The 6,727-nt window shown below is 61.2% G+C and carries 8 protein-coding genes; all 8 read right to left on the reverse strand.

What is annotated here, in order from left to right; translation table 11 throughout:
- Positions 1–23: 23 nt before the first annotated feature.
- Positions 24–734, reverse strand: coding sequence for a lateral flagellar system RNA polymerase sigma factor LafS (gene lafS / locus PG887_RS09980; RefSeq protein WP_104452196.1), 711 nt, complete (start codon positions 732–734; stop codon positions 24–26).
- A 5-nt stretch (positions 735–739) separates the two neighbouring features.
- On the reverse strand, positions 740–1,198 hold the full coding sequence (gene lafF, locus PG887_RS09985) for a lateral flagellar basal body-associated protein LafF (RefSeq protein WP_270821587.1): 459 nt from the start codon (positions 1,196–1,198) through the stop codon (positions 740–742).
- 39 nt (positions 1,199–1,237) lie between these two features.
- On the reverse strand, positions 1,238–2,266 hold the full coding sequence (locus PG887_RS09990) for a flagellar hook-length control protein FliK (protein ID WP_270821588.1): 1,029 nt from the start codon (positions 2,264–2,266) through the stop codon (positions 1,238–1,240).
- A gap of 11 nt (positions 2,267–2,277) precedes the next feature.
- Entirely contained in the window at positions 2,278–2,616 is a 339-nt protein-coding gene (locus tag PG887_RS09995; RefSeq protein ID WP_270821590.1) for a LafX, read from the reverse strand.
- 120 nt (positions 2,617–2,736) lie between these two features.
- Positions 2,737–3,129 (reverse strand): lateral flagellar export chaperone LafC, encoded by a 393-nt coding sequence (lafC, locus tag PG887_RS10000; RefSeq protein ID WP_104454855.1) that lies wholly within the window; start codon positions 3,127–3,129, stop codon positions 2,737–2,739.
- A gap of 39 nt (positions 3,130–3,168) precedes the next feature.
- Positions 3,169–4,452, reverse strand: a complete 1,284-nt coding sequence (lafB, locus tag PG887_RS10005; protein WP_048208577.1) for a lateral flagellar capping protein LafB — start codon at positions 4,450–4,452, stop codon at positions 3,169–3,171.
- 113 nt (positions 4,453–4,565) lie between these two features.
- A complete protein-coding gene (lafA, locus tag PG887_RS10010) occupies positions 4,566–5,426 on the reverse strand; it encodes a lateral flagellin LafA (RefSeq protein ID WP_045522176.1) in 861 nt (286 codons plus the stop codon).
- Between the two features lie 179 nt (positions 5,427–5,605).
- Positions 5,606–6,472 carry a lateral flagellin LafA gene (gene lafA / locus PG887_RS10015; protein WP_045522180.1) on the reverse strand — a complete coding sequence of 289 codons (867 nt, stop codon included), beginning with the start codon at positions 6,470–6,472 and terminating at the stop codon, positions 5,606–5,608.
- Between the last annotated feature and the right edge of the window lie 255 nt (positions 6,473–6,727).

The following is a 6,727-nucleotide window of genomic DNA, read 5'->3' on the forward strand; positions in this document are numbered from 1 at the left end:
TCCCCCCGCGGGGAGAGGCATAACTATATGGAGTCGACCAATCGCTGCTTGAGCTGAAGGACGCACTGCTTGTGGAGCTGACACACCCGCGACTCGGTCAGCCCGAGCACCAGTGCAATCTCCTTCATGTTCAATTCCTGCTGGTAATAGAGGGAAAGCAGCAGCTGTTCACGCTTGTCCAGGGTGCCGAGCACCTTGGCAAGGGTCATGGCCAGATCCTGATCGTCAGACTCGGATGCTGGCGCCCTGCCTCCGTTCTCCAGCCACTCCTCCAGACTCTGCAACGCCTCGGCCTGGCTCGCATAGGCGAGCTGGCGCACCTCCTCGACGGTGCAGGACAGCGCCTGTGCCAGCTCCTGCTCGGTCGGGTTGCGCCCCAGACGATTGAACAGCTCCCGCTGTACCTGGTTGTGACCGTGCACCTGCTGGCGCAGCTGACGGGGTCGCCAGTCAAGGCGCCGCAGCTCGTCCAGCATGGCTCCCCGTACCCGCTTGAAGGCATAGCTCTCGAACTGGGCATCCGGTTCACCCCCATAGCGACGCCAGGCTTCCAGCAGCCCCATCATGCCGACCTGCTCCATGTCCTCCTGATCGAAGCTGGCGCTCACCTGACTGCGCAGGTGAGTGGCTGCCCGCTTCACCAGAGGCAGATAACGGCTCAGGATCACCTGCTCACCGGTGCGGGGAGCGGAGGCGGTCAGTTCGCAGGGAGTATCCCAACCAGCGTCCATCATGTTCGCTACTGCACCAGGACCTTGGTGACCAGCACTTCATCCAGATAGGGCTTGTAGCCATACCCCTCCAGGGTTCCCACCAGTTTGCCGAGCAGAGAGGTCTGAAGGGCCGAGATGTTCTGCAATTCCTGCTTCACCGCCTCATGGGAGCGATGGCTGAAATATTGCACCATGGCATTGCGGATCAGGGGGGTCAGCTCGTTGAGCGTCTCCAGTTGCTGGGGATTGTGGGTGACCAGCGCCAGCTCCAGCACCAGATAGTGGGACTCTCTGTCTCCCTCCAGGCTGATGACGAAACGCTCCATCGGTTTGAACAGCGGCGTCTTGCTCAGCTCGGGCTTGGCCTCTGCCAGGCCCAGCCAGACGGCAACCGTATCCCGCTTGAGATAAGCGCCATAGGCCAGCGCCGCCAGCAGGCACAGCGCCATCATTATCACCATCAACCACTTCATGACACGCCGCATAATTTGAAATAACTCTCGCTATTGCCAGATCTTGAAATGTCACACCAGGGTGTTGAGCCAATCCTGGCCAGCACTGCCCGATGCGTCCTGTTCTTCCTGCCACTGTTGTCGACCTGCCAGGATCTTCTCCTGCTGCCAGCGATCCTCCCGCTCCTGCTCTCCCCCCTGGCCCACGTTCACCTCGACACCACCAGCATGATGGGGAGCCAAACTCATGCGAAGCCGCTCCATCGACTGGATCAGGGCTTCACGCACCGCCGGGTTGGTCACGTTGAGCTGCACGTTGAGCCGATCCCCTTCCACCCTCACGGTCAGTTCGAGGCGACCCAACTCGGGGGGATCGAGGCGGATATGGGCCTGCTTGATGCTATGGTTCACCTGCAGCTCGACCCTGTCTTTGAGCACATCGACCAGTTGCTGGCCCCACTGGGCCTCGCTTGCGGCAAGACGCGCCGGTGCCCACTGGTATTCCGCAGGCCTGGCGGCAGATAGCGCGGGCGACAACCCCGCCTTTGCCTTGAATTCGGTGACGCTGGCCTCCCGCTCCGGGGCGGGCTCCCCGGGAAGAGGCACCACCGCTGCCGCACTCCGGGTCGCAGGCTGCTCGCCCCGGGCTGTGGGCTGGAGCATTCGCATGGCCAGCTCCCCAACGGGTTGAGGGAGGCTCTCCTTGCCAACGGAAACCGGCGGCGCCGGCATCCGCTCCCCTTCCATTCGCTCGAACCCGCTGAGGGCGCGCAGCACAGGCGAGGAGGCGGGTTGCACCTCCCCGACGGGGGCAAGGCCGGCACTCGATGACAAACGGGCAGGAGGAAGGCGTCCCTCCTCCTGGCGGACAAAAGGTGGTGGCATCTGGTTGAAGGCGGCGAGTTGCTCGGCGACATCCGCAGCCACTTCGACGCTCTCCTCCTGCTCCGTCTCGTCGACGGGGGCGGAAGGGGCAGTGGACGGAGGAAGCATCGCCTCCTGCGGAAGATCCAGAGGCTGGTACTCTTCCCCCTGCCCGTCAGGCTGGCGGGAGAGGCGGGTAAAACCACCGGATGGGGAAGCGGGCAGTGTCTCTGCCACGGGGAGAGGGATCATGCCCATGTCTGCGCCTCGTCGTAGGCCTGCAATCCTTCCCGCTTGCGGGAGAGGCTGTCCCACTCCTGCTTGCGCAGCGCCGTTTCCTGCTCACAGAGCGCGAAGGCTTCCCGATGACAGTGGCGCACTTGATCCCGGGCCGGCATCAGGGATTGCCACAATGCAGGCTGGCTGTTCAGATGCGCCACCAGCTGGGCCAGACGCTGATCCGCCAGACGCACCGCATCCCACTGTCCGGCGCGGGCCTGCTGCAAGATAAGACGCCCGAGCCCCAGAAGCTGGCGCTGACGTGTCTCGCGTTCCGCACCGGGGGGCACGGCTCCTGTCATGGACATGATGATGGCCTCAAAATAGGACGACCTTGCGGGCAAGCAAGGAGCAGGCCAAATATATAAACATTATATTTCAATACGTTATTTCCAACCTTTGCCCCATGAGGAAGGTGGATTTCCGCATCAACGGGGATGGCGGGCCATCGCTTCCCAACCCTCTTTCAGCTCCAGCAGGATGCGACGCACCTCTGCAAAGCCCGCGACATCGTTGGCCACGCTGATCTCGAACAGCCGCTGGCCGCAGTAGTCGTACAGACGGTGCAGGTTGCTGGCCAGCTCCCCGCCCTTGTCCATGTCGAGGGCACTGTCGAGCCCCCCCAGGATCTGCAGGCACTTGTTGATGGACTGCCCCTTGCGCTCGAACTGCCTGGCCAGAATGTGGCCCTCGGCCCTGGCAATTTCGTCGAGCAGGCCATCCATCAACATCAGCACCAGCTGGTGCGGATCGGCGCTCGCTGCCTTGGCCTGGGTGGCGGCGAACTGGTAGGCGTCATAGCCTTCTTGGGGTTCAAACATGAAAAACTCGCTTATTCAAAGTGTTACGGGCTATCCGTCTCACAGGGCGCCCATGGTCTGCAACATCTGGTTCATGGTGGTGAACTGATTGAGGTAGCGCTTATACGCGGAATCCATGCGCCGATCCAGCGCCTCCATCCGCTCGTTCACCCGCTTCTCGTTCGCTTCAAGACCTGTCTTGCGTCCCTTGAGTGCACCGTCCCGCTTGGTATAGGGGTCCAGGGCATTACTCATCCGCTTGAGCAGACCATCGTCGCCCATGAGTGCCTTGCCGAGCAGCTCGGGATCCTTCTCCAGCGCCTTGTTGAAGTCAGTCTCGTTGAAGGAGAGCTTGCCCGCCTTGTCGGTCTTGATCCCCAGGCTCCCCAGAGTCAGATCATCGGGCAGCTCCCGCACGCTGCGGGCAATCACGCTCTTGAGGCTGCGTACCCCGCTGTCGGAGGAGAGTGCTCCCGGTGCCTTGGGATCGCTGGAGGTCATCTTGGCCAGCTCGTCCACCAGCTCGTTGTAACTGTCGACAAACTTCTTGAGGGAGCCGGTAACCGCCTCCTTGTCCTGATCCACCGTGACCAGCAGCGGAGCGTCATCCGCCTTTTGCGCCTTGGTCAGCTGGAACGTCAGGCCATCCACCACGTTCTCTATCTTGTTGCTGGCAGAGGTGATGGTGAGAGGGTTGTCCCCCCCCATGCGCAGCTTGGCGTCCTGCGCCTGGGTGATGTCCGTCTTGCCGGCCATCGCCACCCCGATGGCATTGGCGCCATCCCCGCTGTACCCCAGGGTGATGGCGTTCTCCACGCCGCTCTCCTTGCTGGTCAGTACCATGCTGACCTTGCCGTCGGTACGTACCAGGGTCGCCTTCACCCCCGGGTTGTCCTTGGCATTGTTGATCTGGGAGACCAGATCCTTGACGGTGGCGCCAGCCGGGAGGGAGGCCAGGTCGATGTCCAGGGTCTTGCCCTTGACGGTCAGGGAGAAGACGCCGTCTGCCGGCAGCGGTGCCGTGTCACTGTCAAGCTGCAAGCCGACCTGATGGGACTGGGCAAGCTGCTCCACGAAGAAGCTGTACTGACCCGAGCTGGCCTTGCCGTTGCTCGTCACCGTCATGAGTCCTTCCTGGGACAGGGTGGCCTTCTGAGCCTGCAGGCTGCTCGCCTTGTTCAGATCCTTGAGCAGGGTCTGGAAACTCGACAGCTTGGTGGTGAGGCTGCTGATGGCGCTCTGCTGCGCCTTGACGCTGTCCAGCTGCTTCTTCAGCAGCTTGTCCATGTTCTGGCGCTCGACGGCCACCAGTTGCATCGCCGTGCTGGCCGGATCTATTTGCATCTTTATCCCCTTATTCGGTGGCATGCCTGTTGGAAAAGACCGGCTCGGCCCTTTCCAACCGGCAAGCGGTTCTCAAACAAGAGCCGCCCCTCTCGGGGCGGCCCGGCAAACCATCAACGCAGCAGGGAAGTCACCATGCCGGTCATCTGGTTGGAGTTGGACAGCACGGACATGCCAGCCTGCATCAGCATCTGGTTCTTGGTCATGTTGGTGCTCTCCTGGGCGAAGTCGGCATCCATGATGCGGCCGTTCGCCATGTCGGTGTTCTCTTTCATGTTGGAGAGGTTGTTGACGGTGTGCTCCAGACGGTTGATGTTGGCACCGAACTGGGAACGGGCGGTACCGATGGCATCCAGGGCGTCTTCCATCTTGGTGATCTGCGCATTGAAGGCAGTGGAGGCCAGAGCGGTGGCATCGGCGGTGGCAAAATCGGTTTCCGCGGCATCAATGGCTGCGTTGACGGCCTGAACATTGCCGCTGGCATCCACATCCAGCTTCTCGGCGGCGGAACCACCGATTTGGAAGGTCACTGCTGCGGCGCCGAACTTGCCCGCATCGCTGATCAGAGCCTGACCACCAAACTTGGTGTTGTCGCTGATGTTCTTCAGCTCGGCAGACAGCTCCTTCATTTCGGTGCCCATGGCCAGACGGTCTTCCGCGCTCGCGGTGCCGTTGGCGCCCTGGGTGGCCAGGTCTTTCATGCGCTGAACGATGTTGGTCATCTCGTCCATGGCACCTTCGGCGGTCTGCATCATGGAGACGGCGTCCTGGGCGTTGCGCATGCCGACCTTCTGGCCGTTGGACTGGGCTTGCAGACGGGTGGCCATCTGCAGACCGGCGGCGTCATCGGCGGCGGAGTTGATGCGCAGACCGGTACCCAGGCGCTGCATGGCGGTGCCCAGCATCTTGTTGGTGTTGTTCAGCTGGTTCTGAGTGGTCAGAGAAGCAAAGTTGGTATGAATGGACAAACCCATGATCTATTCCTCGAAGAAGGCTGCTACCGCAGCGGATAACCGTACGAAGGAGAGAAGCGACAGGTGCGAGGCAAGACTTGAGCTGCGGGTGAAAAATATGATGAAAAAAGAGGGCGCGGGAGGAGCTGGGAGGGGAAACGGGAAAAAGGCACCCACCAGGGGGATGGGTGCCACCAGCATCAACGCAGCAGGGAGGTCACCATGCCGGTCATCTGGTTGGAGTTGGACAGCACGGACATGCCAGCCTGCATCAGCATCTGGTTCTTGGTCATGTTGGTGCTCTCCTGAGCGAAGTCGGCATCCATGATGCGACCGTTCGCCATGTCGGTGTTCTCTTTCATGTTGGAGAGGTTGTTGACGGTGTGCTCCAGACGGTTGATGTTGGCACCGAAGGAGGAACGGGCGCTGCCGATGTCTTTCAGGAAGGTTTCCATCTCGGTGATGGCGGCATTGGCTTTGGTCTGATCACCGATACCGCCACCCTTGACTGCGGTACCATCCAGGCCGGAGCCAGCGGTGGAACCGGTCACTTTCTTCAGGTCGGTAGAGATGTCCACGCTCAGGGTCTCGGCGGCGGAGCCACCGATCTGGAACTTGACCGCACCCTTCTCGAAGTTGCCAGCGGCTTTCTTCAGCAGGGACTGGCCACCGAAGGTGGTGTTGTCGGTGATGTTGGCCAGCTCTTTCGACAGCTCGCCGAACTCGGCGTTCAGGGCGGTGTAGTCTTCGGTGCTGGTAGTGCCGTTGGCCCCCTGGGTAGCCAGATCCTTCATGCGCTGAACGATGTTGGTCATCTCGTCCAGGGCGCCTTCAGCGGTCTGCATCATGGAGATGGCATCCTGGGCGTTGCGCATGCCGACCTTCTGGCCGTTGGACTGGGCTTGCAGGCGGGTAGCCATCTGCAGACCGGCCGCGTCGTCGGCGGCGGAGTTGATGCGAAGACCGGTACCCAGGCGCTGCATGGCGGTGCCCAGCATCTTGTTGGTGTTGTTCAGCTGGTTCTGGGTGGTCAGGGAGGCGAAGTTGGTATGGATGGACAAGCCCATGATGTATTCCTCGAGTTAAACGCTGCACAGCAGCCCGTTAGGTTGACATCAGATAGAGACGACCCCTTTCGCGCAGAAATGTAATCTTCCCTCCGCATATTTTTCTTCTGGCCCCCTCCCGGGCATTCCGGTATCCCGGGTGCTCGCCGCCTCCCCCATCCGGCATGCTTATTGCTTTTAAAAGGTTCATCGCGGCTTTCCGGGGAAGGCCGCCTTGATTTTCAGAAAAAAGTATTCTGAGTCCCTAAATCCATA

The sequence above is a fragment of the Aeromonas sp. QDB14 genome, from assembly GCF_027707845.1.
Taxonomy (GTDB): Bacteria; Pseudomonadota; Gammaproteobacteria; order Enterobacterales; family Aeromonadaceae; genus Aeromonas; species Aeromonas caviae.

What these genes read in the sequence shown, in the direction of transcription:
- lafS (WP_104452196.1), bottom strand. Translation starts at nt 734, where the DNA reads ATGATGGACGCTGGTTGGGATACTCCCTGCGAACTGACCGCCTCCGCT.
- lafF (WP_270821587.1), bottom strand. Translation starts at nt 1,198, where the DNA reads ATGCGGCGTGTCATGAAGTGGTTGATGGTGATAATGATGGCGCTGTGC.
- PG887_RS09995 (WP_270821590.1), bottom strand. Translation starts at nt 2,616, where the DNA reads ATGTCCATGACAGGAGCCGTGCCCCCCGGTGCGGAACGCGAGACACGT.
- lafC (WP_104454855.1), bottom strand. Translation starts at nt 3,129, where the DNA reads ATGTTTGAACCCCAAGAAGGCTATGACGCCTACCAGTTCGCCGCCACC.
- lafB (WP_048208577.1), bottom strand. Translation starts at nt 4,452, where the DNA reads ATGCAAATAGATCCGGCCAGCACGGCGATGCAACTGGTGGCCGTCGAG.
- lafA (WP_045522176.1), bottom strand. Translation starts at nt 5,426, where the DNA reads ATGGGTTTGTCCATTCATACCAACTTTGCTTCTCTGACCACTCAGAAC.
- lafA (WP_045522180.1), bottom strand. Translation starts at nt 6,472, where the DNA reads ATGGGCTTGTCCATCCATACCAACTTCGCCTCCCTGACCACCCAGAAC.